Here is a 24,599-nt window from a genome sequence, read left to right on the forward strand (position 1 = left end):
TGTGCTTTTTGTCACCTGAAACTCATCAAATTGTAGTCGATATGTGGTGAAAACCACTGTTAACGCTGTCCATTACGTTTGACAGCAAACCTATTGATATTTGCCATCATTCACAAGAACCGTGTAGCTTTTCGACGAAATCATCTTAGAATGGGGAAATTCAGAATGTAAACCCTTTATTACTTTTGTAATAAAATTACACCAATGTTAAGGATATGTTGTGCGCACAGCTTTTTATATTTCAGATGGTACAGCCATCACTGCAGAGGTCTTCGGCCACGCCCTGCTTTCCCTGTTTCCCGTTTCTTTCAATCACAACACCATTCCTTTCGTTGAAACTGAGGAACAAGCTCACAAAGTTTTACAGCAAATTTCTGAAAGTTTTCAAGACACCGGAGAAAGGCCGCTCGTTTTTTATACAATTGTGAATGTAGATATTCGCAAAATAATCTCGAAATCTGTGGGCATTAACTATAATTTTCTCGATCAATTCGTAGCGCCACTGGAAAAAGTATTGGGTGTTCCTTCAAAACCAGAAAAACATCGTACACACAGTATCCACGAAACCACCTACGATATTAGAATTGAGGCCGTAAACTACGCACTGGCTAATGACGATGGCTCTAATCTAAAAGATTACGATGAAGCAGACATCATTCTTACTGGTGTTTCACGTTCGGGTAAAACGCCAACAAGTCTTTACTTAGCCCTTCAATACGGAATAAAAGCAGCGAACTACCCTTTTACAGAAGAAGACATGGGCGACATGCTTAAGCTTCCCCCTGCCCTACGCAGGTTCAAACATAAGCTTTTTGGGCTAACGATTGCAGCGGATAGACTCCATCAAATACGTTCAGAGCGCCGTGCAAACAGCAAATATGCATCGCTGCCACAATGTCGAATGGAACTGCGTGAAGTAGAAAACTTGTATAGAAAGGAAAAAATCCCGTTTTTAAATAGCACTAAGTACTCGATTGAAGAGATCTCAGCAAAAATATTGGCAGAGACGGGGCTCAAACGTCGTAAGTACTAAGCGGGCTTTTAAGTATTCAGTAACTTTGTACGAAGCTGCCATATTTACCCGCTGTATTTTATACAACACTTTTTATGTCGCGGTGGTGCCTTTAACTATGTAAAGCGACAAGGCACCACATTACCTAGATTCTGGTCAAGTTTAGGCTAACTAGGCGATAGTAGCTCTAGTATTTGCGGTCTCGCTTGCCCTTTTATTATTTACTATTGAAGCGTCACTTCTTGTTGCTTTCTACCAATTCTTCAAGCGCTACACCTGGGTCTTCTTCACCTGCAACAGATGATGCATAAGGGCTCGCAGCTTCTGCATCCTGATGTGAAACGTCCGCTTTACTATTGGATTGTTTTTCTTCATCTGAAGACAACGTCGTTTTTTCTTGTGAACTTTTTTCTTTTGCTTTCATACCTCTAATCAACTCCTCTACATAAGGTAAAAATTCTAGCACGGTAGCAACGGCGATAACTGATAGTAAATACCATGTTGGAAGGGGCTCTTGCTTAAACCGCAGACCAAAATCAGCAGGACTTTCGCCCAGTCCGAATAACGCTATAAAATGAGACCAATGTCTGGCAATTACCAAAATTAATGCGAGCAGCGGTATCATTTCCAAAAAGCTGTGCACATGCTGCTCAATAGGCCCCACTCTTCTTTTCGATACCGCATAGCTAACGTCCCACAGTGCTGTTAATTCATGTAAGAAGAAAAACAGAATACCTGCAGCAATAATTAAACTATTCACCTCAAAGAGGAGAACCATAAAAAGAGGAATTCCTACCTCTATAAACATCAGTAGATGAATTAAGGACTCCTTCGGCCCCGCGGTAGCAGCAATATTACTGCTGCGGTGGCAAAACCAGTCGACTATCCCTGCTGTGAACCACAGCGGTATGATGAAATACATCAATATTAGCTGTGTAACGTCATTCATGACTAAACCTTCTACATTAAGTCTAAGCATTACAGATGTAATAGCTTGTAAACTCGACATCAGATAACGTTGTAACGTTGAAAACAGAAGATTAGATTAAGAATGATTAACATTTTTTAATGTCTAATAGGTAACAGGTTTTCTTATTGAAAAAATTGAAGTTATGCAATCGACAGGTCTTAGCGCTTGCTGATAGAAAATGACTATCACGGATAAACAGTTACAATTCATTAATTTATCGATATTGTAAACAAATCATAATGATACAATATAACATTGCACATTATCTTGGGAGAAATAACATGTTCACAGAAGAAATGGTTCATACCGCACTACAAACTTGGTGCGACAATGTAGTAGCGGTAGGTAAAGTGCACGCTGAAGGTGGCGATGTAAAAGCATTCGCTTCACAAGTGCTGTCAGATAACTACGACTACGATAATGGAAAAGTACTCTTTAAACCTACGCTTACTTTTGGCTCTCAAACATTTCGCCCAACAAAAGAAGGCGCTTTATCTTATTTCGTAGGCGGTAATAGCGACTATCCAAACGACAATGGCTTTAAATTAAAGCCATGGGTGAAGGTTTGGTATAGCAAAGAAGACTTTATCTTAAACGGTGAGCTTGCCATTGTTCAGTGTAACGTACACTTTATCGGCGAAGACGACAGCCATATTTTTGTAAACAAGAGCTTTGTTTTCAAACAATGTGAAGACGGAAAAATTCGCATTATCCTTCATCAATCTTCGCTTCCGTATCAGCCTTAAAAGGTAGTTGATACGTTTTAACTAATTAAAAAAGAGTCATGACTTAAAGACAGCCATGACTCTTCATTTTTGACTATCCATTAATTATCTGGCTTTGAGGTGTCTCTGCCTAGTGCTTGTTTAAGCTCAGCTAAATAGTTTTCGAAAGGCTTCCACTGCCCCATCCCTGTTTTGTATATAGGTTGGCGAACCTGTTCAGAGCTTGGCGTCTTTATCACCCGTTTGGTTTGGTGAAACGCTAAGCATGCTTCTTCAAAATCTAACCCACAAAAATCTAGAATGCGTTTAACTTGCCCTTCCAAATCATCCAGAACATCTTCGTGCTGTACAGTAAGAATTTCCCCAGGCAACACACTATGCCAATGATCCATAAGCTGTTCATAAGCATTATAGTAACGGCCAATATCGTCAAGCGAATAGCTGAACTCTTGCCCCTCACCGAATAACTGTTTAAAGCCACTAAAACAGCAGTCCATTGGGTTTCTGCGTGCATCAATAATTTTGGCGTTAGGCAGTATCTTTTTAATTAAGCCTATGTGAATGAAGTTATTGGGCATTTTATCAATGAAAAATGCCGCGCCTTGTCGGTAAGCTTTAGTCTGCTCAATATAACGGGCACCAAGCTTTTCGAGGGTTGCACTATCTAGTTCGCTCACGTTAAACGGATAAGGTGTTTTTTGATGACTTAATGATGAAGCAATACCTAATATATCGTGTAGCTCCATGGTGCCGTCTACCTGCGAATGTGACGCGAGGATTTGCTCTAATAATGTCGAACCAGCGCGAGGCAAGCCCACAATAAAAATAGGATCGGGAGCTTGGCAGCCCTGTTTTGAACTGAAAGAATCCGCCGTGAAAGCCTGCTGCTGAGCGTCTAAGGCCTTCTCTGTTCTACTAATATCAAATTGAAGCGTACTGTGTTTAAGTTTATTGCCTTGGTCATAGTAGGCAAACGCTTTATCTGCCTGGCCTTTGTCTTCAAACCCTTTACCTAACGCAAAACAAATGTGAATTTTATCGTCTAACTTTATCGAGCTAGCTTCAACTTGCTTGCACATTTGCGACAGCATGTTGTCGCTAAATTTGTAGGTTTTTGTATTCGCTAAACTCCAATAAGCGTCGCCGTAATCATTCGCGTATTCAACCGCTTTTTCATAGGCGTTAACGGCATCCGTAGTATCGCCTTTTGCTTTTAACGCATGGCCCAATGCAACCCACACTTTAGGTCTATCAGCATTTTGTGACAACACTTCTTTGTATAGGCTTATTGCTTCATCTAACTGACCGACGCCAACAAGTGCATGGGCCAAGCTGGTTTTAATAGCAAAGCTTTCTGGGTTCAGCGCTAATCGCGCCTTCGCTACCTTCACCGCATCTGGGAATTTGCCTAGTTTAGATAAAACATTTTGATAGGCTAATGCGGCACGCTCATTGTCAGGATAAAGCTCAACGCAGCTTTCTAAAAGAAATTCAGCATCGCTATATACCTTAAGCTGCATGCCTATTTCAGCAAGTAACATCATTGCTTCTGGATGATGTTTTTGCTTAGTTAAAAACTGTCGGCATACTTGCTCTGCTGCTGAAAACTGCTTTTCATACATTAAATCGTAAGCACCGAGTACCGGTGCAGGAAGTGACTGCAAATGTTCGATTTGCTGGGTCGCCATTGATACTGCAGGTACGTCGTCATGGCTTTTATAAATGGTAAGGAGCTTTTTCCAACTGCTAATTAGCGCGGGGTTAAAATGCGTAGCTTTAAAAAATGCGTTAGCCGCTGCTTGATGGTTGCCGGTGGCTTCATGGCAATAAGCTAACTCTTGATATCCTCTACCATAATCTGGCTTAAGACCAAGTAGCGCATCAATATGTTTAAACGCTTCGTTATATTGTTTAGACAGCCTTTGAATAACCGCTGTTAAATAGTGTGTTTCCGCCTTCTGTTGATCGCTCAACGATGCAGAAAAAAGCGTTTGCATGCTTTCCATTGCAATTGAGAACTGTCCACGCTGCAGTGCCTGCTTTACAGCGCGTACTTGTTGTTGAAATTCTTCTGGTGTCATAGCCTACTTTATTATTCTATTTGCGAAATATAGCGCGCTTTTATGAGCCTAATTAAATACATAAATACGAGCGTTTCAGCACAGCTGCTATTTTAGTATACGCGTTAGTTACTAAATACAGATACTACCGAAATTTTTAGCTTTAGTAATGAGAACGGCAGACTTATGTCTGCCGTTTGATAACGCTATTGCGTGGTTAACGTTACATCAACCACTGATAACTATTAATAATAGTCGTAAGAGAAGCGAAGACCTATAGTACGAGGGCGATTAGTCACAACCTTAGGCGTATACTGCTGTGTATCAATGTTCAAGATTGCTGATTTGTCGAAAACGTTGTCAACGAATGCTTCAACTTTCCAGTTTTGATACGTCATCCCCACAGATACATTACCAATCACGTAACTTTCCTGAATGTAGCGGCCACCGCGAATTGTTTCACCATCTGCACCTGGGTACGTTGCACCTTTAAACTCGTCACCCTCATCTTTAATTTTCAGACCCGAGCCCGTGCCATAAATCAATCGAGTTGCATCTTCCATGGCATAGGCGTTCATCACCATGCCAGCAAGACGGTCGCCGGTGTAGGTAAGTGATGCATTAACATACCCTTCTTTACCGCCATCTAACTCAAAGAAATAACGTGCGCTAATGTTACCTGAGAAATCAGCAGAGTACGGAAGCTCACTGCCTACGCCAGCCGCAATACCTTCTAGTTCAGGGTTAATACTAACCAGTTCAGTATCCAGTACGCTAAATGCTGCGTTAATGACTAGGTTATCTGTCGCTAACCACGTAATGTCTGCATCAATCCCTTTAACTTCTGCATCACCAACATTATCGGTAAAGACTAAGAAACTAATATTCGCAGGATCGAAACGCGACGTTTGCAAGTCGCTGATTTCTGAATAGTAACCAGTGGCATTAACACGCAAAATACCGTCTAAGAAGTCACCTTTCAGGCCAATTTCGTAGTTATCCAGCGTATCTGTTGTTGAGTAAACCGGAACACGGAAATCCGCAAACGCCCCAGTGTCATTTGCCGCTGCGTCACCGCCTAGTCTGTTTGTTACTGGTGGACGGAAGCCTTCTGAATAGTTCGCGAAAAGCAATACGTTTTCATTTACTTTCCAGTCGAGGCCAAATTTGAAGATGGTATCGTCAACCGTGAGTACTCCGTCACCGTCTAGTAAGCCAATTTCCAATGAACCATCTTGGATAGCATTGACAACACCTTGGCCGTCAAGACCCAAACCATCATAAACGGCGGGATCTAGCACGCCTTGACCATAGGCTTCTAATCGACCTGTTACGTCGCGTGTTGATGTAGCGCCGCGATAAATATCGTCAATTTGATACCAGCGCGCACCAATGGTAGCAGTAAGCGTATCAGTAATTTCATAGCCTAGCTGACCAAATACTGCGATCTGCTCGATAGTATGCGTAACGTCGTTTACAAAGCTAATTTCAGGAGAGAAAGGGCCACCATCGCTGTTAATTCCACGGTCACCCGCCAGCGCATTCCATGAACTTGCAAGGTTCTCAAAGATTTCAGGGCTTGCGATTTTAAACTGGCCTACCGAGCCTACTTCCTGTTCGTCATAAAACACACCCGCCGTCAGCTGCCATGGTGTATCCATCGTTGTGCTGAAACGTAGTTCGTGGGTTAAGCGAGTGCTAGTAGTGTCTTCTTTGTAGTATTTACTTGGATCGAGGCAGCGCGCGTCATCTGGATTATCTGGCGTTTCATAGTGCGTACACACATAGTACGCGGAAAATAAGCCGCCGTTGGTGTAGCCGGTGTAATCGGTAAGCGTGTCTATTTCACGATCAAGGTAACCACCGGTATACACCACATCTAGTTTTTCCAAACGACCATTTAGGGTCCATGTGGTTAAGCCAAATTCGTCAGAGTTTTCATCGCTTTGAAAGCGTATTGCCGAGCTTTCGCCTTCCACTGTTGGGTCGTAGGCAAACACACCTTCAGTATCAAGTGTTTGTTGAGTGTGTTGAACCAGAACATCCCAATCTTCGTTGATAATGTAAGACAACCCGAATCGCGCCCCTGAGTAGACCGCGTCATTAAAGTTATCTTCAACATGTTCGCTGTTTCTTGGCGACACAACAGCGGCTTCACTGCGAGTAAAACCATTAATTTCACGACGTGCATCCATCGCAGCCGGATCGATGCCCTGTTTCTGCAATGCATTTCCAGAAATACGATCAATAACTACTGCACTTCCAATGTAACCACCATTTCCTGGCTCATTTTCAATGTTATCAATCCAACCGCCCTGACTTTCATTGTAGGCAGCCACACGCAGCGCAAGATTGTCAGTTGGAGTAACGTTGAAATACGCCTCCACCGTGTTACTCATATCTCCGCCTTTTGTGGTAGAGATACTGGTATCGAAGCCTGCAGCAAATCCAGAATGATCTGGCTTGTTTGTGATTAGGCGAACTGTACCTGCCTGAGAACTCGCACCAAATAACGTACCTTGCGGCCCAGGTAGAACCTCTACACGCTCAACGTCGGTAGCAAAAATATCTAAGTTTCGGCCAGCCATAGAAACAGGCATTTCATCAAGATAGAAAGCCACTGAGGGCTGAAGTGCTTGAACAGATGACAGGGTAATGCTTGATTGCGTGGTCGCCGCACCACGAATGTATATTTCGTTTTGCCCTGGACCTGTACCTTGGAATACCACATTCGGTAAAAACTCTACGTAGTCTTGGAAGTTATCAATACCGAGGTTTTCTAATGCTTTTCCATCTAACGCAGAGACTGCGACAGGGACATCTTGGATTGATTCACTTCTTTTCGTGGCGGTAACTTCTATGGTTTCAAGTTTAGCGGGCGCTTTAGTTTCTTGCGCAGCCAGAGAGGTGGATGCCAGTGCAGCGATGATTGCACAGCTAAGCTGAGTTTTTCGCATTTGTGTGTGTTTCCTTCAATTGTTTTTTATTCTTCGGACAGTGTTTACTTAAAACACATATCAAAAAGATCATATATTACGATACACAATCTATTAATTATTTCTACTCTAACGATTAATAATTAACCAAAAACACCTAAAACCTAGCAGAAAGTCTAATTTTTATCGTAAAAACAACTACAAAAAAAAGACTGCACTTTGACTCATTGACCAAATACATACAAATCAAATAATTTCATCTGATGTTTATAAAAAATGCTCCATGCGGTATATTTCTGCGTATAAACCGAAATTTATAAAAGGTGAAAGGAATTTACTGCGTGATTGAGAACGAAAATAAATCTCCACTCAACAAGCCGGTGTTTTTTACATCGTCAGCTTTAATCCTATGTTTACTTATCTTCGCTGCTGGTGCTCCTGAAACAGCAGACGCGCTTTTCCAAAAGCTTCAGAGCGCAATTGTGACCAACGGTAGTTGGTTTTATGTATTTACTGTCGCAGTAATTGTGGTGTTTGTTGTTTTCCTCGGCATGTCACGCTACGGCGAAATAAAGTTAGGTCCAGATCACGCAAGCCCCGAATTCAGCTTTGGGACTTGGCTTAGTATGTTGTTTGCAGCAGGAATGGGAATTGGGCTTATGTTCTTTGGCGTTGCCGAGCCCTTAATGCACTTTTTAGCGCCCCCCACTGCACAGGCTGAAAGTATTGATGCTGTTCGCGAAGCAATGAAAACCACATTTTTCCATTGGGGTGTTCATGCTTGGGCAATTTATGCGGTAGTGGCGCTGATTTTGGGCTATTTTGCGTACCGTCAAAACTTACCTCTTACACTGCGTTCTGCTTTATATCCATTAATTGGTGACCGGATTTATGGCTGGCCTGGGCACGTGGTTGATATATTCGCGGTTACATCAACAGTGTTTGGTGTATCGACGTCGCTAGGCTTTGGCGCTTCGCAAGTAAATGCGGGTTTTAACTATCTATTTGGTCTACCGTCAAATACTGGTGTTCAAATAGCTATAATGGCAGGCGTTGTTGGTTTAGCCGTTATTTCTGTAACTACTGGCCTGGAAAAAGGCATACGCCGTCTGTCAGAAACCAATATGGTTTTAGCCTTACTGCTACTTTTAATTGTTCTTGTTTTAGGCCCAACCGTATTTTTACTACAAGCGTTCATGCAGAACACTGGGGCTTATCTGTCTGATTTGGTGCGCAACACATTTAACCTGTTCGCCTATGAGAAAACAGACTGGATTGGCGGCTGGACTATCTTCTACTGGGGTTGGTGGTTAGCATGGGCACCGTTTGTTGGCCTGTTTATCGCGCGTATCTCTTACGGTAGAACCATTCGTGAATTTGTAATGGGCGTACTGCTTATACCATCAGCATTTACACTATTTTGGATGACCGTATTCGGCAACGCCGCTATTGATCAGGTGTTAGTGCAAGGTAAAGACGTACTTGCACAAATGGTAAATGAAGATAGCTCAGTGGCACTGTTTGTATTTTTAGAACAGTTCCCTTTCGCTTCAGTACTAAGCCTTATAGCAGTATTGATGGTCATTGTGTTCTTTGTAACCTCATGTGATTCGGGTGCCATGGTTGTCGATATGCTGTGTTCACACGGTGAAAACAATACGCCGTTGTGGCAACGAGTATACTGGGCCGTTGGCGTTGGTGTGGTGAGTTCAGTGCTGCTTTACGCTGGTGGTCTTGGCGCGCTGCAAACTATGACGATTGCTGCCGCACTCCCATTTGCTATTGTGCTGCTTATCGCCATAGCGGGACTATTGAAAGCCCTTCGTATTGAAGCGTACAAACGTGAAAGTTTACAAGTACTAACGGGTACACCGCAGCATAATGACTCTGATAAAAACTGGAAAGAGCGCCTTGAAAATATTGTGACCTTTCCAGATGAAACTGCCGTTCGTCGTTATATCAACAAAGTGGTGAAGCCTGCGCTAATAGAAGTAAGCGAGGAGTTTAAAGCACAGCAATTTGAAATTAAAATTGAAGATACCGACGAAGCACTCATATTAACCGTTGATATGGGCAATGACCCTGAGTTTATTTATGCTGTGCACCCTGTATCGACAGAACAGCCTGAATTTGGTCCAAGTGACACACCAGTACTGGACGAAAACAAAAAGGCCACGTACTATCGCGCCGAAGTGCACCTTAGTGAAGGTGGTCAGAACTATGATATTATGGGCTGGTCGAAGATTTCGGTCATTAATGACGTCATCGATCACTATCATAAGCACCAACATTTTATTCATTTGCTTAAGTAACCGTTGGGTTACGCATTTGTTGGAAGTAACATGCGAAAAGAAGAAGAACTATTAGTGGCACTACGGCGCGTAATACGCGCTGTAGACCTACGCAGCAAGCAGCTAAGTAAACACGTGGGTTTAACAGGCCCACAGCTATTGGTGATGCAAAATATTGAAGAGCGCCCGGGTATAATGGTGCGCGAAATTGCAGAGAATATTAACTTAAGCCCTGCAACCATCACGAATATTCTAGATAGACTAGAATCACGAGACTTAGCTACGCGCATAAGAAGTACGCAAGATAAACGAAAAGTGGGCGTATTCTTAACCGAACGCGGTAAAGAGGCAGTGGTTGACGCACCTCGCCCTCTTCAAGAACACTTTGTCGAGCGTTTTTCACAGCTTAAAGAGTGGGAGCAAAGCCAAATGGTCGCTACCGTTCAGCGAATTGCTAGCATGATGGATGCTGAAGATATTGATGCCTCCCCTTTCCTGGAGTTAGGCAGTATTTCAGAAAAAAGCTAATAGCCTTTGTCTTTAAAAAAAATGGCCTTCACTTGAAGGCCATTTTTGTATCTATCTTTGACGCTGGCGTAGAAGCGCTCAGCTGACTGCTATGACTTCGCCTTAAGTGGATTTACCTTTCCACCTGTGATTTTGTCAGCGCGCCCTTCCTCTTTCGCTCTCTCAGCACGGCGCTTGCGGATTTCTTTAGGGTCAGCAATAAGCGGGCGGTAAATTTCAATACGGTCGCCATCGGTAAGCGTGTCGCGAAGCTTAACCACGCGGCTCCAAATACCCACTTTCGTTGCTTTCAAATCAATCTCGGGAAACTGCTCAAGCACGTTAGACGCGTTTATCCCTTCTTCTACCGTCGCATTTTCATGAATAGCAACATCAATGATAGTTTGCTTGGTGGGTAACGCGTAGGCAACCTCAATATTGATGAGCTTCTTACTCATGCGTACACGCTCCGCGCTCGGTCTGTAAACGCTGCAACCATACTGCTGGCTAAACTGTTAAACACTTTACCAAAAGCCATTTCAGCTAGCTTATTGCTGAATTCAAACTCTAGGTTTAATTCAATTTTACAGGCTTCTTCTGATAACGCTGAAAATGTCCAGCCACCGGTAAGCGAGCGAAACGGACCGTCGACCAGTTGCATTTGAATACTTTTACCTGGCTCTAACACGTTGTGCGTTGTAAACCATTGCTTGATACCAGCTTTTGCCACTAACAATGACGCTTTCATGCTTTGCGCTGACGTGTCGAGGATCTTGCTATCGGTACAGCCTGGCAAAAACTCTGGGTAGGAAGCTACATCGTTGACTAAGTTAAACATGGCTTCTGCGCTATGAGCTACCAGCGCGCTTCTATGAATACTTGGCATTGATTCCACTACAATTAAAACTCTTGGCCGCATTGTATCACAGAAAATTTGGTTCGCTCGTATTCGGTTTTGAACCAAATGCCCCAATATAAGATAACAATGACAACTAAAGACATTCCTTTGAACAATCAGTATAATAGCCAGCATGAAAAAGAATAAAGCCAACAAAAACACCACAGGAAATATCGCGCAGAATAAAAAAGCGCGTCACGACTATTTCCTAGAAGACAAGTTCGAAGCCGGACTTGAGCTTCAAGGGTGGGAAATTAAAAGTATTCGTGCCGGTAAAGTGAACATTACCGATGCGTACATTATTATCCAGAATGCCGAAGCGTATTTGGTAGGGTGTAGAATTAGTCCGCTGAATCAAGCCTCTACCCACGTTATCGCTGCTCCAGAGCGTGCTCGCAAATTGTTGCTGAACAAACGAGAAATTGACCGCTTAATGGGTGCACGAGACCGCCAAGGTTATTCAATCGTTGCCACGTCTATGTATTGGAAAAAGTGTTGGGTGAAACTAGAAATTCACCTAGCAAAAGGTAAGCACGCCCATGACAAGCGTGACACCATTAAAGACAAAGATTGGCAACGTCAAAAAGAACGAATGATGAAACACAGCGTTTAACGCTGTGTTTTTATTTGGGCTGCCAAAAAAGAAGTGTAATAGGTTTAACCTACGTCTCGTTTCGTCATTTTCTTGCGATGTAGCATATCAAGAATCAGACTCCACAGCGGTGACGGGTTTCTTAAAGTGGTTAGGTTGTTCCCAAGGCGTCTAAGTTGTCTTCGCACCATGGCCATATTCGCAAGGCTTGCAAGCGATTTATCTTTCCAAGAGCAGTGTGGAATTATGCCCGAATACGCCCATTCTTGTTGCCACTTTTTAGCTAAGTCGGGCGTAATAGCAAGGGCGCTGGCTAATCCAACAAGAGCACAGCCCTGCTCAATCACTTCCTCTGCTACCTCGGCCCTTTTTATACCGCCTGTTGTCATAAGCGGAATATCAGTTTTACTCACCAGTGCCTGCGCAAATTCCAAAAAGTACGCTTCTCTGGCCAGTGTGGTGTCGTCACGGGTTTGCCCTTGCATGGCAGGCGCTTCATAACTGCCGCCAGACAACTCTACAACATCAACACCCAAGGCTTCCAAGCGATTTACCACCTCACAGGCATCATCAAAAGAAAAACCATTTTTCTGAAAATCTGCAGAGTTAAGCTTTACCATAACAATAAAGTCTTTAGCGCAAACCGCTCGAACCTGACTGACTATGTTTATCAGCAAGCGGGCGCGATTAATAATAGAACCGCCCCACTCGTCTTGACGCTGATTAGTAAGCGGAGACAAAAACTGCGTAAGCAAGTAACCGTGAGCGGCGTGAATTTCAACGCCATCAAACCCGGCTTTTTCAGCTTGCTTAGCAGTTTGAACGAAACGTTTGCACACATCGTGAATGTCTTGGCAGGTCATTTCTCGTGGTTGAGCAAACAGCTTGGAGTGTTTACCCATATCAAGCGGTACAGCAGAAGGCGCAATAGCTTTGCCTTTCATCGCTTTAAATACCTGTCGTCCAGGGTGATTAATCTGCATTATGGCTAAAGCGCCATTAGACTTAATGATTTTTGCCCACTTTTGAAACGGTGCGATGTCGGTATCTTTTTCGAGTGCAACGCCACCTGGCCCTGTCATGGCGCCTTTATCGACCATAACGTTGCCTGTGATCACCATGCCTAAATTGCCGTGGGCCCAATATCGATAGAGTGAGTACAAAGACTCTCCGGGAATATTTCCCATACTCGACATATTTTCTTCCATAGCAGCTTTAACAAGACGGTTTCGCGCTGTTACGCCACATGGCAAGGTATACGGAGAATACAATATGGAATCTGAAGACATTTACACTACAAGCCTTTTAATTATGCTCACGTACTTTAATGGTTCTTGCTACTAATTGCATCATTACATCAGCACTATTTCCTTAAAAATTCGCTAAAGTAATCAAATAAAAAGCGCTATTTTAGTTTATAAATTGCGTTTCTTGTACAGCCCTTGTGCGCTCGGCACTTGAATTTTACTCAAGCATCCACATATCTATGGTAGTTCAATAATACTCAATGTTTGTGTGTTGCTGTTTAAGCAAAGCTTCAAATGAAAGCCACACAGGTAAGCTTTTGAAAAACTAGATGTTATTTTTGGTTGATTTATAGCCAAACCCTTAAAATTTATAGTAATTTTCAAAAGAATGTATTTCACCATGTAACAATTGTGCTATTATTGAAAATCACACTCGGGGCTGATTAGGATTCGACAGGATCTAGGAAGCCGGAGGTGCATGCAGAGGAGCGGTTTGCCTCTTAAAAAGCCGCATTTAAATAGTCGCAAACGACGAAACATACGCACTAGCCGCTTAATAACCGGCATAGGCCCTTCCACCCTAGTCTTTTCCTGCTAGCGGGGATTCGGAAGGTCATCCAAGTAGGATAGCGAGGGAACCTTGTCTAAGGGTGAACCGCGAAACAGTATTAGGCCAGCTGCAAGGAAATCCTGTTTGTCGGAGTTCCAAGCAGTTAAATAAATGACAAACTAAGCATGTAGTACCAAAGGTAGACATTTTCTGGACGCGGGTTCAAATCCCGCCAGCTCCACCACTTTCAAAGGCTTGCCACTCGGCAGGCCTTTTTCGTTTCAGCTTCCGAAATTTGTAAATTGTTTCTAATTAAAACAAAACACACACTACCTAAATAAAAGCTATTCCCATCTAGATGGTTATATTATAACATTGCAGCACGATTCTAATGTATAGCTTCTCCAAACAATGCAAACAAATTCAGTGATATGCGCGGATGCGCTTACCGTGTGTGTTGACGATCGCACGCTTCTAGACAATCTCAATTTTAATGTAGGAAAAGGCGAAGTATTTGCACTTTTAGGTGGAAATGGCGCAGGTAAATCCACCACCCTTAAAACTTTTTTAGGGCTTATGAAGGCAAGTAGCGGTAGCGCCACTGTATTAGGGCATAATGCCTCTACCCAGCCAAACCAAGTTCAAAAGTCTGTTGCCTACTTACCCGAATCTGTCACCTTATATGGCCATCTTTCTGGCGTAGAAAACATTCGTTATTTCTTGTCAGTGGCTGGAGTCGATAAGTCTGACGACGATATGTTCGCCGCACTTCGCAAGGTCGCACTTCAAGAAGATTCGTGGAATAAGGCGCTATCTAATTATTCAAAAGGCATGCGTCAGAAGACCGCAATTGCCCTGGCGCTACTGCGCAATGCGCCTGTTCTTTTTTTAGATGAACCTACATCTGGGCTAGATCCAGCAGCCATCGACGAATTTAATGCGCTAGTGTCAGAGCTGGCAGCGGGTGGCGCTACTATTTTTATGGTTACCCACGACGTTTATGGTGCCTGCCAAGTTGCCCATCGAATTGTGCTTTTAAGTAATGGCAAATTAACCGGTTCCTTCGAGCGCGCTGGCGATACGCCAATAGATACTGAAGCCGTTCACGCAGCATTTGCAGGGCGTAATGTATGATACTGAATGTTGCTAAAATCATTTGTGCAGAACAGTGGCGCTATTGGATGCGAACAAAAGTAGCAGCGACCGTTTTATTGCTAGGCGCTATGCTTACCATAGCTGCACTGGTAGTTAACGCCTTTCACGTCGATGAGGCTGCCCACACCAGAGACCACCTTCAAACAGAAGCTGAACAACGCTTTGAGGCACAGCCTGATAAGCACCCTCATCGCATGGTGCATTATGGTCATTATGTATTTCGTGCCCCCACTCCACTGAGCGTAATTGAACCGGGTGTCGATACCTACACGGGGAACGCTATATTTTTAGAAGGGCACCGCCAAAATAGTGCGATGTTCGCCGAGCAGCGCCAATCCGCAGGACTTACACGCTTTAGTAGTTTAACACCCAGCTTTTTAGCTTTGGTTCTTGCACCTTTATTTATTATTCTAATTGGCTACGGCAGCGTGTCACGTGAACGCGAAGCCGGCACGCTAACCCTACTGCTTTCTCAAGGCACCACCCGTTGGCAATTGCTCTTAGGGAAGCTTCTGGCGCTTATAACCGCTAGCAGCCTATTTTTACTCCCGCTACTGCTTGCCTGTCTTTATGTCGCGTTTTCAAACGAAAGTGCACTTGTTGTAATACTCTTTTGCTTTAGTTATGTGGTTTACTTTTTACTGTGGGCCACGGTAGTTACTGCGTGCTCGGCAATATTTGAGAAAAGCAGCGTTAGCTTCACTGTACTTGTTGTCATTTGGATGAGCGCTTGTGTGTTACTTCCTCGTTTAGGGAGCAGCGTTGCCACAAACGTTGCCCCTTCAATGGGAAAACTTGAAGCCGATTTCAAAGTGGAAAAAAAACTTAGAAGTTTAGGTGACGGTCATGACGTTAACGATCCTGCATTCAAAAAGCTAAAAGAAGATTTGCTCGCTAAATACAATGTAGATTCAGTTGACGACTTACCCGTTAATTTCAGGGGCATTGTTGCCCAGTACTCCGAAGGTCGACAAGCCAAAGTGCTTAATGAGTTTGCTGAAACGCGAATGTCCGAAGAGTTGGAACAAGCCCAAATAGCACGGCAGTTTGGCTGGCTTTCGCCTACGGTTGCGGTGCGCTCTATTTCTACGATCCTTGCGGGAACTAGCCTCGAGACACACCACCGCTTTTTAAGGGAAGCGGAAACGCTAAGACTTGAGTTTGTTCAGGCTTTGAACAAGGTTCACGCTGAAAAACTCGATTACAAGTTAGATATGAACCGCAACGCCAGTGAAGAAGCAGCAGACAAAGCTGTGGTTGGCGCAGATAACTGGGCGATCTTAGCAGAGTTTGATTTTAAACCAGAAGCAGGAAGCACACGCATTAGTAACGCGTTGATTTATTTTATTCAGCTGTTGCTTTGGATGGGACTTACCGCACTACTTCTTCAAGCTGCAGTTAGGAATTTAAATCCATGATGCGTTATAGCGATATTAAACGAGAAGCGGGTTTCGTATTTGGCCATCGTCAGATAAAACTAACGCTTTTGGTCGTCTTTCTTTTAAGCTCGGTGTCGTTGTGGTCTGGCTATTCGGAAATGCAAGAGCAGCAAGCCACTATAGAGCGCTTGTTAGAGAAAGATGAAACAGAACGTAACGCTGTCCTTGCTCACCAATCTAATTATGGCATGGTAGCCTATTACGCCTTTCATTTGACCTATGCCCCGCCCTCGCCGTTGGCGTTTGCTGCCGTAGGAGAGCGCGATGTGTTTCCGTGGAAGCACCGTATTAGAATGCTAGCGCTAGAAGGTCAGATTTATGAAAGCGATACAGACAATCCGGAGCTTGCTTTCTTAGGGCGTTTTGACTTTGCTTTCGTTACCAGTGTGCTGTTGCCTCTGTTTATCATTTTGCTCCTTTACGACTTAAAAGCGAAGGAACGCGAAGCCCGCCGTTTTGACTTACTTAATGTAACCGCACGCAATTCGCATGCTATTTGGTCATCACGCGTATTGGTAACCCTGGTGCCCTTGGCACTAGTTACACTTATTCCGTTTATTGCCTTTAGTGTAGTGAATGGCGCGTCTGTGTTTCAAACAGTAACGGTTTGTACCATCGTCATTGGCAGCATAATTGTTTGGAGCGCTATTGTGCTTGCTATAGGTGCTGCTAAGCGTTTTGCCAATTTCAGCGCCACGCACCTAGCTTCAATCATGTTAGGCGTATGGCTTGTCACAACGGTTATTGTGCCAGTTACCGGGCACACCATAATTAATGCGTCGGTCGATACACCTGAGGGCGGCGACATTGTGCTCACGCAGCGAGAAGCCGTTAACAGTGCATGGGACAAACCTGTTGAACAAACATGGGATGCGTTTATTGAAACTCACCCACAGTGGGCGGATAAAACCGACTTTGATCCACAACGAGACAGTTCATTTAATTGGAAGTGGTATTACGCATTTCAACAAGTTGGCGACCAAACGGCAAAGGAACTTTCAGAGGCTTATCAAGCCGCCACCTTACGCAAAGATAAAATTGCAAGCTATGTTGCTCTGCTATCCCCGTCTTTGTTAACGCAACGCTTATTAACGAGTGCGGCTGATACCGATGTTAAAGCCATGGTTAACTACGAAAATAATGTTCGCGAGTTTCATGCGTCGTTGCGCAAATTCTACTATCATCACTTGTTTGAAGCCCCGGAGTTTTCATCGGCCAGTTTTAAACAGCTACCTCAATTTTCACCAAAAATAAGAAAGACACAGGAAAACACTAATGAAGACTAGTTGGGTAAAATCTACCCTCGCCCTTTCTATCGCAACGCTTTTGAATGCGCCTGCAAATGCGCAAAATACTGATATTCAATCGGAAGCGGATGTAGAGAAAATTACGGTGCATGGTATGCACCGTGCGTATCAAGGGGCATTTGAATATAAAGAAGTGCCGGCAGCAGCGCAGGATATCGACCTTGGTCTCATCAATGATGCAGGCGCTATAAACCTTAACGACGCTTTAGACCTGTCCGCTTCGGTAGCAAGGCAAAATAACTTTGGTGGCCTTTGGAACAGCTTTGCTATTCGTGGTTTTTCAGGTGACGAAAACTTACCTAGCGGGTTTCTGGTAAACGGTTTTAACGCAGGACGCGGATTTGGCGGACCTCGTGATCTCTCTGGCATTGATCATGTTGAAGTCTTAAAAGGTCCTAAAGCTGCGCTGTTTGGTCGCGGTGAACCAGGTGGAGCGGTAAACCTTGTTACAAAGCGCCCCCAGTTTCGTCAAGGTGGTGAAATTAAAGCAACTTACGGAAGCTGGTCGCAGAAGCGCATTGAGGCTGATGTACAATCGGTTGCAGGCAGTACTGAAAATGTAGGTGTACGCTTAGTAGGCTTTTATGAAGATGCTGAAAGTTTCCGCGATACAGTAGAAACAGAGCGTTTTGGCTTTTATCCATCGGTTACGTGGGAAGCATCAGCAGACACCACGGTTACGTACGAACTCGAATACACCGAGCAAAAAATTCCTTTCGACCGTGGCGTAGTGGCCATCGATGGTAAGTTGGGCCATCAGCCAATTGAAACCTTTACTGGCGATCCTAATGGCGACACCATCGATACGGAAGTGGTTGGTCATCAAATTGAGATTTCTCATAAACTTGCTGACGAATGGAACCTGCTTTTGGGTGCTGGCTTACGCGATACCACTTTCGAGGGTAATGCATTAGAAAACAACTTTGATGGTCGCCAAACATTGTTTATCGATCCTAATCAAGCTTTGTTGTCTCGTTTTAAGCGCTACCGTAATTTCCAAACCGATTACTACGTTTTACGCGGCGAAATCGCGGGACAATTCGATACTGGGTCGCTATCACATCGCGTGATTATTGGTGCTGACTACGATAAGTTTGAAAATGACCAGATTATTCTGCGCTATCGCCCGCCATTCTTTTCAAGCGATACTGACATTAACGACTTGGACTTAGAACAGTACTTAGTGGTCGATATTTTTAATCCGGATTACTCACCACTTCCAGATGTGGAATTGTCTGACAACTTGGACCGTTTTGAAGTTCAGGAAGCGTGGGGGATCTATTTCCAAGACCAAATCAACATCACTAATAATTTCCAAGTTAGGCTGGGGGGTCGCTTCGATAAGTTCGAACAGGAAATTGATAATCGCTTAGCGTCACCTGTAAGTACCACATCACAAGACGACACACGCTTTTCGCCACAAGTGGGCGCTGTTTACTTGTTTGATGACACCACAAGTGTGTACGCAACCTACGGTGAAGGTTTCCGTCAGCTGACGGGGTCGGATTTCGCCGGAAATCCGTTTGAACCTAACGAATCTAAATCTGCGGAAATTGGCGTTAAAGCTGATCTTACATCGATGTTTAATAATATACGGGGTGATATCACCTTCGCCGTGTTTAATATCGAGCAAAGTAACATCCTTGTTTATGATGATAGCCCTGAGGCGTCTGACGGCTTCTTCTTAACCCCCGCTGGCGAAGCGCGTAGCCGTGGTGTTGAGTTAGACATTAACGCTGAATTTGAAAATGATATTTCGCTTTGGGTGTCGTACACCTTCGTAGATGCTGAAAGTACAAACGATGCGGCGGATGCTAACTTTGTTGCAGCCATTGAATCTGGCGATCCTTTAATTAACGTTCCAGAAAACCAATTAAGCATTCAGTTGAGCAAGGGACTTATATTTGCTGATATGCCAGTACGTATCGGTTCAGGACTGTTGTATGTTGATGAGCGTTTAGGTCAAACCGCTACCGACTTCTACTTACCAAGCTACACCACGGTTCGTGCGTTTGCTGAAATAGAACCTGTAGAAAACTTGTCAGTTAAAGTTGCAGTAGATAACCTGTTTGATGAAGAGTTTTATACTAACTCTTTCGCAGATGTGTGGGTTGAACCTGGCGCGCCTCAACGCTTTAGGCTTACCGCCGCCTATCGCTTTTAAGGTCTAGAATTTAACGTAAAAGGAAGCGGGACTTATTACCGCTTCCTTACTACGACTTTTGAATGTTTAATTTTTGTGTAAATTAAGAGTTTTGTAAAGTCTGAATCGGCTCGATGTCAGACGTATTATTCTTGATAAATGACTCTATATCGTTAATTTTCTCTTTAGAAAATCCGAGTCTTGCTTCTATACCAGTAGTTCCGTCAGCGTTTTCAATGATATCAAACTCGTTTACACCTAAGGTGCGCGAAAATGCAGTGTGAACCTGATTATTGTTGATATCGACAATTTTAATTTTCGTCGATGTTCTATATATAGCCAGTGGGCCTGACTGCGTTTGTACCCAATTGATTGACCAGAAATAGTGACTGTAATTAGGTAAGCCAAGTTTTGTGTACAGCGACTCTTTGAAATCCACGTTTTCGCACTTGTTCATCACAGCATTTTGACGTTCGCAGTTTGAGTATTCTGCAACATCCTTACCTCCTAATCCAACATCCATTGGAACGATGGTCTTTCCGTCTAGACTAACTAAAACATAGTCATCAAACTTGTTAAGTCCAAACGTATTACCTATTTCTTTAAAGGAGTCTAGCAATCCGCCCACACTGTCGCCTTTGTCTCGAGGATCTTTCTCTAACAAAATAAAACCTGTAGATGCAGCATCGCCCTTCTGATGTTTAGCGATGTGGTAGTTATCTAAGAGTGTTATATTTTTTACGTTATCATTGTCTATAATATAGCGAAAAGCAGACCCCGGACGGCCAATAATAAAACCGTCTGAAGTAGGAATTACACTGCTACCTGTTGCAGTTTTTCCGGTAACTGTTTTTACTTCATACCGGTCACCACGCTTCCACACCGTTGCAATTTTTATAGGTGCTTCAGTTGATTTGGCTTTGTGATATTTGAGTGTAAATGAGCCATCGAAATTTTCTACCGCATAGGTAAACTCACCAGTAAACCTATTACCTCCGAAGTTGGCAACTTGTCCTTCGAAGTCATGAAACATCTCCCCATCTATCATGATGCCATCTTTCTTACGATAAAAAATCGCTGCTCCGCCGGTTTCGTCAATTTTCTGTTTTTGTGCTGTAAGTTCAGTCGCACTGATAACGATTTCTGGCTGGGGTGCAGCTTGCTGTTGCTGTTGGGCAGCAACAGGTAAGGACATGCCTTGAATTTTCGCAAGAAACGCTTGCTTCATTTGGTTCGCCATTGCCTGCTCTTCTGGCGAGGGTGGTGTACTACCACACGCAGTAAGAAGTGAAACTGCTAATAAAGATGGAACTAATAGTTTTGCATTCATGTGTTTTCTCTGTTTTTCGCTTTAGCTAAAATATTTAGAACTGAAGCTTTTTTATGAAAACAAAGGATTGCACATGACGAGACTTCACCATGCCGTCCTGCATAGTTGAGTGTACTATTGAAATGTCGCAATCCCTTGCGAGCACTATTAAAGGATATTCCAGTCTTTTTTTCAATTATAAGATTCTGTTTTTAGTTTATTTTTTATTCACTTAGCATAAAAAAATGAGTATCTAAAAACGAGCTCAAATTTCATTGGAGACAGGCCACTCTCGCTCCGTCAAAATATATGTATTGATAAGACGTTGACGCTTATTTTCAATAACCTGTTTTAATTCATCTCTAATTAATCTTACCGCTGGCGTAATAAGATGCCGGCTAGGCAGCATGAGCCACATTTCAGTTAGCGGTACGTGGTAACCAGTCAAAATACGCTGCAGCTTTCCGCTCAGTAAATCCCCCGCAACGTCTATACATGACTTTTTAGCGATCCCCTCTCCATCTACGCACCAGCGCCGAACAATATCACCGTCATTCACAGCGCGATTACTGTTCACTTTCACTTTAACTCTCTCGCCCTCGTTGATAAGTTCCCACGTATTATGGGTTTGGTCGTAGAGCTTATAAAGAAGTGCGTTGTGCTGCGCTAAATCAGTCAAAGTTGTAGGCTCACCGTTTCTTTCTAAATAATCGGGAGACGCGCAAATCACATGCGGAATATTGCACACTTTAAAACCATACATCTGCGATTCTTTAACCGCTTCTTTTGTCATGGCTCTAAGTGCTACATCTACACCATCGCGGTAGAAGTCCACCCGACTGTCGCTCACATGTAATCGCAATGAAAGTTCTGGATTTTCGCGTTGCACTTTATTTAGCAGTTCACGCATTAAGTTGCGACCCATTTCCGAAGACATCGCCATGCGAAGCTCACCATGAATGCTCTGCTTCTGCTCTGTTACTAATGCAAGGCCCTGCTGTAAGGTGTCGAGTGCTTGCTTTGCCATAGGCAAATACTGCTCTCCTTCAGGTGACAATCGAATTTTGCGTGTACTTCGCACAAATAGGGCTACGCCAAGCTGCTCTTCTAAACGTTTAACCGCCATACTTGCAGCAGATGAGCTAATATCAAGTTTTATCGCAGCAGTGGTTATCGAGCTCACTTCAGCCACCTTTACGAACACAGACAGGTCTTCGGTTTTCATACTTCCCTCAACGTTTATTTCACTCTTTTGATTTCAAGGCAAAAAAGACAAAGCAAAATGGAGCACCTCTATTATCCACATTTTCAGGAAAGTCTTTATTGATTTTGGTCGTTTATGAGACTTATTCGAAATAATAGACTGTGCCTGTCTGTTAAATAAAACCTACGACCAACAATTAGGAGGTTTGAATGAAACCAACGAAACGAAACAAACTTACAATAGCATCGCTATTATTGAGCACCTGTTTTCTTCTTGTACCCGGCGCACAAGCACAAGGCAAAGTTATTGCAGCCAAGGATGTAGAGTGGGGTTACTTGAACCCAGCCCGTGGCGACAAAAGCCCCGGGGCAGCAGACTTGTGGGGAGACAGAACAAAAGACACGGCAACGGGGATGTTAGTGCGATTTAACAAAGGCTTTGAATCGCCACCGCACATTCACAACATAACCTATAGAGGTATTGTGATTGAAGGTGAAATGCACAATGACGATCCAAACGCAGCAAAGATGTGGATGCCAACAGGTTCGTTTTGGACTCAACCTGCAGGTGAAGATCACACGACTGCAGCAAACGACAAAACCAACCTGATTTACCTGGAAATTGATGAAGGCCCATACCTTGTAAAGCCATCAAGAGAACATTTTGACAACGGTGAAAGGCCAATCAACGTTCACGCAGACAATATGGTGTGGCTGCAAAAAAGCGACCTTGTAAATATAGCGGCCGACGGTGTTTCTATTGCCTATTTGTGGGGCGACACAAGTAGTGTATACGGCACCCTTATCAAGCTTCCAAAAGGATTTAAAGGTTCAATAAAATCTAATGGTGATGAATTCAAGGCAGTGGTTATCAAGGGTAGTCTCAATTATACCCAAAACAATACCTCCAGACAGATTGAATTAAACGCAGGAAGTTATATTGAATCATCAACTGCCGCACACCATTCTGTTGAAAACGCAAACCAGAGCGAAACCATTGTATACGTAAGAACGTCGTCAAAATTTAGCGTTGCAGATTAGTACGCTTTTTTCAGCTCACTTACGCGGGGCATTTCCACGCTTGCTTCGCGTATTTTCTAGGTATTCAGCAATCATAGAATAACCGTTTTGCCTTGCAAGCTGCTCTGGTGTATTGCCATCGTAACCTTTCAAATCTAACCTAGCTCCTGCTTCCACCAATACTTTCGCTGCCTCTAAATGCCCATGCCACACTGCGTCATGAAGCGGTGTATACCCGTTGTTAGGACCTTGCGCGTTAAGCACATCCTGAAAGCCAGGATATTGACTAAGTAACGTCAGCATGTCTGCACGCCCAAAATATGCGGCTTTGTGTAAAGCAATTGCGGCCATGTAGGCGCCGGTAAGCGTTTGATCTGCGCCGTTATCTAGCAACAGCTTTGCTACTTTCAGGTAGCCTTTCATCGCTGCAAGCAGCAGCGCGCTATGAAAATCACTGCCTTGTTTCAATACGGGCGCAACCGCATTAACGTCATACCCTTTTTCTAGCAGCACTTTTATTTCAGCTACCATTTCTTCTTCAGACAGCGCTTGGTTGGCAACGATCATATAAATGGCTGCTTTTTCTTGCGCTTGCTGCAGCGTTTTCTCTTTATGAGCCGCAAATAGCGCGTTAATAGTGGCAACATCTTCATTTAACGCTTTATCGTTTGCTTTTGCACCGCTTCGATTAAACCCAAGGGCTGTAGCGCCTGCCGCTGAAATAACGGTGGTATCGATGTCGGGCAAACTTAATAAATATTCCACCGCGGGAATATTTCTGTGCCACACGGCCAATAGCAGTGGCGTTCCGCCCAGGCGTACTGACTGCAAGTTTACGAATGCCCCCTCCTTCACAAGCAGTTTAACAAGGTCTAAATTCCTTCCTTGAACAGCCAGATGAAGCGGTGCTACCCCCATTAATCTATCGAGTGCGTTAACATCTGCGCCGCTATCTATAAGGGCCTTAACACGCTGTATATCGTTATCCCACACTGCTTTGTGCAGCGGTGTTAGGTTCTGATTTATGTTGCTTTCAAACTTACTTGAATAGAGCGCCCCTATTGCTTCGTTTGCCACGGCTTCGCTAAACGAGGTGGTAATGCCCATGCCAGAGAGCATAATTAACGCCAGAGACTGACACGCTTTTCTTGTAAACGGGATAGGTTTATTCATTGTCTCGCCTAACTTTTTAAATGCTTTTTGCCTTGGTTTTAAATTCTGGTTTTGAGTTTTTA

Annotated in this window: 19 protein-coding genes and 1 other RNA gene; 11 read left to right on the top strand and 9 right to left on the bottom strand. The window is 43.7% G+C overall.

The features are described from left to right. The first annotated feature begins 220 nt into the window (after nt 1-220). Nucleotides 221-1,033, top strand: coding sequence for a posphoenolpyruvate synthetase regulatory kinase/phosphorylase PpsR (ppsR, locus tag WA381_RS04480; protein ID WP_049586695.1), 813 nt, complete (start codon nt 221-223; stop codon nt 1,031-1,033). A 214-nt stretch (nt 1,034-1,247) separates the two neighbouring features. On the opposite strand, the gene WA381_RS04485 is transcribed toward ppsR, so the two are convergent. Then, nucleotides 1,248-1,961, bottom strand: coding sequence for a hypothetical protein (locus tag WA381_RS04485; protein ID WP_049586720.1), 714 nt, complete (start codon nt 1,959-1,961; stop codon nt 1,248-1,250). Nucleotides 1,962-2,263: 302 nt separating this feature from the next. On the opposite strand from WA381_RS04485, the gene WA381_RS04490 reads away from it, so the two are divergent. Next, a complete protein-coding gene (locus WA381_RS04490) occupies nt 2,264-2,728 on the top strand; it encodes a hypothetical protein (protein ID WP_156086370.1) in 465 nt (154 codons plus the stop codon). Nucleotides 2,729-2,808: 80 nt separating this feature from the next. Here WA381_RS04490 and WA381_RS04495 read toward each other — a convergent pair whose 3' ends face one another. After that, on the bottom strand, nt 2,809-4,788 hold the full coding sequence (locus WA381_RS04495) for a tetratricopeptide repeat-containing sulfotransferase family protein (protein ID WP_049586691.1): 1,980 nt from the start codon (nt 4,786-4,788) through the stop codon (nt 2,809-2,811). 224 nt (nt 4,789-5,012) lie between these two features. Then, complete coding sequence (locus WA381_RS04500) at nt 5,013-7,724, bottom strand: TonB-dependent receptor (RefSeq protein WP_156086369.1); 2,712 nt, start codon at nt 7,722-7,724, stop codon at nt 5,013-5,015. Nucleotides 7,725-8,044: 320 nt separating this feature from the next. Here WA381_RS04500 and WA381_RS04505 point away from each other — a divergent pair, with 320 nt between their 5' ends. Together WA381_RS04505 and WA381_RS04510 are read left to right on the top strand one after the other, a co-directional pair. Next, nucleotides 8,045-10,015: a BCCT family transporter gene (locus WA381_RS04505; protein ID WP_156086368.1), complete on the top strand. Its 1,971-nt coding sequence runs from the start codon at nt 8,045-8,047 to the stop codon at nt 10,013-10,015. Between the two features lie 30 nt (nt 10,016-10,045). Further along, entirely contained in the window at nt 10,046-10,522 is a 477-nt protein-coding gene (locus WA381_RS04510; protein WP_012518305.1) for a MarR family winged helix-turn-helix transcriptional regulator, read from the top strand. 89 nt (nt 10,523-10,611) lie between these two features. Here the strand turns inward: WA381_RS04510 and WA381_RS04515 are convergent, their stop codons facing one another. After that, the gene (locus WA381_RS04515; protein WP_156086367.1) at nt 10,612-10,959 is read right to left on the bottom strand and encodes an RnfH family protein; all 348 of its coding nucleotides are present in this window, start codon (nt 10,957-10,959) and stop codon (nt 10,612-10,614) included. Further along, nucleotides 10,956-11,387, bottom strand: coding sequence for a type II toxin-antitoxin system RatA family toxin (locus WA381_RS04520; protein WP_014949308.1), 432 nt, complete (start codon nt 11,385-11,387; stop codon nt 10,956-10,958). The genes WA381_RS04515 and WA381_RS04520 overlap by 4 nt, the downstream gene beginning before the upstream one ends. A gap of 145 nt (nt 11,388-11,532) precedes the next feature. Here WA381_RS04520 and smpB point away from each other — a divergent pair, with 145 nt between their 5' ends. Beyond that, nucleotides 11,533-12,012, top strand: coding sequence for an SsrA-binding protein SmpB (gene smpB, locus WA381_RS04525; RefSeq protein ID WP_014949307.1), 480 nt, complete (start codon nt 11,533-11,535; stop codon nt 12,010-12,012). Nucleotides 12,013-12,056: 44 nt separating this feature from the next. Here smpB and WA381_RS04530 read toward each other — a convergent pair whose 3' ends face one another. Beyond that, nucleotides 12,057-13,280: an NADH:flavin oxidoreductase/NADH oxidase family protein gene (locus WA381_RS04530; protein WP_014976383.1), complete on the bottom strand. Its 1,224-nt coding sequence runs from the start codon at nt 13,278-13,280 to the stop codon at nt 12,057-12,059. A 393-nt stretch (nt 13,281-13,673) separates the two neighbouring features. Here WA381_RS04530 and ssrA point away from each other — a divergent pair. From ssrA to WA381_RS04555, 5 genes are all read left to right on the top strand, one after another. Next, nucleotides 13,674-14,032, top strand: a transfer-messenger RNA (tmRNA) gene (gene ssrA / locus WA381_RS04535). Nucleotides 14,033-14,199: 167 nt separating this feature from the next. Continuing rightward, the gene (locus tag WA381_RS04540) at nt 14,200-14,922 is read left to right on the top strand and encodes an ABC transporter ATP-binding protein (RefSeq protein ID WP_069944200.1); all 723 of its coding nucleotides are present in this window, start codon (nt 14,200-14,202) and stop codon (nt 14,920-14,922) included. Continuing rightward, complete coding sequence (locus WA381_RS04545; RefSeq protein WP_156086366.1) at nt 14,919-16,361, top strand: ABC transporter permease; 1,443 nt, start codon at nt 14,919-14,921, stop codon at nt 16,359-16,361. The genes WA381_RS04540 and WA381_RS04545 overlap by 4 nt, the downstream gene beginning before the upstream one ends. After that, nucleotides 16,358-17,668 carry a DUF3526 domain-containing protein gene (locus WA381_RS04550; RefSeq protein WP_156086365.1) on the top strand — a complete coding sequence of 437 codons (1,311 nt, stop codon included), beginning with the start codon at nt 16,358-16,360 and terminating at the stop codon, nt 17,666-17,668. Before WA381_RS04545 ends, WA381_RS04550 begins: the two co-directional genes overlap by 4 nt. Beyond that, the gene (locus tag WA381_RS04555) at nt 17,658-19,853 is read left to right on the top strand and encodes a TonB-dependent siderophore receptor (protein ID WP_156086364.1); all 2,196 of its coding nucleotides are present in this window, start codon (nt 17,658-17,660) and stop codon (nt 19,851-19,853) included. Before WA381_RS04550 ends, WA381_RS04555 begins: the two co-directional genes overlap by 11 nt. A gap of 82 nt (nt 19,854-19,935) precedes the next feature. On the opposite strand, the gene WA381_RS04560 is transcribed toward WA381_RS04555, so the two are convergent. Together WA381_RS04560 and WA381_RS04565 are read right to left on the bottom strand one after the other, a co-directional pair. Continuing rightward, nucleotides 19,936-21,162, bottom strand: coding sequence for a hypothetical protein (locus WA381_RS04560; protein ID WP_156086363.1), 1,227 nt, complete (start codon nt 21,160-21,162; stop codon nt 19,936-19,938). Between the two features lie 244 nt (nt 21,163-21,406). Beyond that, entirely contained in the window at nt 21,407-22,366 is a 960-nt protein-coding gene (locus WA381_RS04565) for a LysR family transcriptional regulator (protein WP_156086362.1), read from the bottom strand. 188 nt (nt 22,367-22,554) lie between these two features. Here WA381_RS04565 and WA381_RS04570 point away from each other — a divergent pair, with 188 nt between their 5' ends. Beyond that, nucleotides 22,555-23,385: a DUF4437 domain-containing protein gene (locus tag WA381_RS04570; protein ID WP_156086361.1), complete on the top strand. Its 831-nt coding sequence runs from the start codon at nt 22,555-22,557 to the stop codon at nt 23,383-23,385. 15 nt (nt 23,386-23,400) lie between these two features. Here the strand turns inward: WA381_RS04570 and WA381_RS04575 are convergent, their stop codons facing one another. Next, the gene (locus WA381_RS04575; protein ID WP_156086360.1) at nt 23,401-24,537 is read right to left on the bottom strand and encodes an ankyrin repeat domain-containing protein; all 1,137 of its coding nucleotides are present in this window, start codon (nt 24,535-24,537) and stop codon (nt 23,401-23,403) included. Nucleotides 24,538-24,599: the final 62 nt, after the last annotated feature.

The organism is Alteromonas sp. CH_MED4-4 (genome assembly GCF_037029575.1).
GTDB classification, from domain to species: Bacteria; Pseudomonadota; Gammaproteobacteria; order Enterobacterales; family Alteromonadaceae; genus Alteromonas; species Alteromonas macleodii.